General features: G+C 62.9%; 2 protein-coding genes. One reads left to right on the top strand and one right to left on the bottom strand.

The genetic code is table 11. The features are described 5' to 3' along the window. On the bottom strand, positions 1-821 hold an 821-nt coding region (locus AAC023_RS14460), incomplete at its 3' end, for an acyl-CoA dehydrogenase family protein (protein WP_339742017.1). A gap of 97 nt (positions 822-918) precedes the next feature. Between AAC023_RS14460 and hemB the strand changes: the two genes are divergently transcribed. After that, a partial coding sequence (gene hemB, locus AAC023_RS14455) for a porphobilinogen synthase (protein ID WP_339742015.1) occupies positions 919-1,769 on the top strand: 851 nt, incomplete at its 3' end.

The following is a 1,769-nucleotide window of genomic DNA, read 5'->3' as shown; positions in this document are numbered from 1 at the left end:
CCGATCGGGCGGCCGAATTGCTGCCGCGTCGAGACATAGTCGAGCGCCAGATCGAGCGCCTCGCTGGCGCCGCCGAGCGAGCAGGCACCGATATTGATGCGGCCGCCATTGAGCCCCTTCATCGCCAGGGTGAAGCCCATGCCCTCATCGGCGAGCCGGTTGGCAACGGGAACGCGGCAATCGGCAAAATTGACGATGCGGGTCGGCTGCGCATTCCAGCCCATCTTCTTCTCGTTGGCGCCAAAGGAGAGGCCCGGCGTGTCCTTCTCGACAAGAAGGGTCGAGATCCCCTTGGGGCCCTCGCCGCCCGTGCGGCACATCACGACGTAATAATCCGAGATTCCGGCACCGGAGATGAAAGCCTTGGCACCATTGAGGACATAATGATCGCCGTCGCGCACGGCCTTGGTGCGCAGGCTGGCGGCGTCGGAGCCGGCACCCGGCTCGGTCAGGCAATAGGAGGCAATCTTGTCCATCGACATCATGCCGGGCAGAAAGCGCTGGCGCTGCTCTTCCGTGCCCCAGCTATCGATCATCCAGGCGCACATATTGTGGATCGACAGGAAGGCGGCGGTGGCGACGCAGCCGCGCGATAATTGCTCGAAAATCAGACAGGCATCGAGGCGCGACAGGTTGGAGCCGCCGACATCCTCGCGCGTATAGATCCCGGCAAAGCCCATCGCGGCCGCATCACGCAGCGCATCGACCGGAAAATGCTTGTCCTCATCCCACTTCGCCGCATTGGGCTTGAGGCGGTCATTTGAGAAATTGCGGGCGGCGTCCTGAATCAGTATCTGGTCTTCAGTGAGAGCGAAGTGCACAGCGGGCTTCCTGTCGGCTATGAATATTTATCATGGCGTATCGCGCGCGCGCCAAAGCCGCAAGTTTGAGATGTTTGAGACACGAAGGACACGACCCATGGGCCTCTTCCCCGCCACCCGCCTGCGCCGCCTGCGCCAGCATGACTGGACGCGCCGTCTGGTCCAGGAAAACGCCCTCACCAGCAATGACCTGATCTGGTCCGTCGTCATCACCGACCAGGACACGCCCGAGCCGATTGCCGCCATGCCCGGCGTCGAACGCCTGACGCTGAAGGGCCTCGCCAGCGCCGCGAAGGAAGCGCAGGCGCTGGGCATTCCGGCGCTGGCGATCTTCCCGCATATCGATCCGGCGAAGAAGGATGAGGACGGATCCGAAGCCCTCAATCGCGACGGGCTGATCCCGAATGCGATTCGCATCATCAAGGACGCCGCGCCCAATCTCGGCGTCATCTGCGATGTCGCGCTCGATCCTTTCACCACCCATGGCCATGACGGCGTGCTCGATGGCGAGACGATCGATAATGATGCGACCATCGAACGGCTGATCGAACAGGCGCTGGTGCAGGCGGAGGCCGGCTGCGATGTCGTTGCTCCGTCGGACATGATGGACGGACGCATCGGCGCCATCCGCGAGGCGCTTGAGGCCGAGGGCCACAGCAATACGATGATCCTCTCCTACGCCGCCAAATACGCCTCCGGCTTTTACGGCCCCTATCGCGAGGCGATCGGCTCGGCCGCAGCGCTGAAGGGCGACAAGAAGACCTATCAGATGAATCCCGGCAATGCGGCCGAAGCCCTGCGCGAGGTCGAGCTCGACATCGCCGAGGGCGCCGACATGGTGATGGTCAAACCCGGCCTGCCCTATCTCGATATCGTGCGCCTGCTGGCCGATAATTTCGACATCCCCGTCTTCGCTTTCCAGGTCTCCGGCGAATACGCCATGATCGA

The organism is uncultured Maricaulis sp. (assembly GCF_963976135.1).
Classification (GTDB): domain Bacteria; phylum Pseudomonadota; class Alphaproteobacteria; order Caulobacterales; family Maricaulaceae; genus Maricaulis.
Note: the sequence above shows the minus strand (reverse complement) of the source record. Positions and strands in the feature narration are given on the sequence as shown.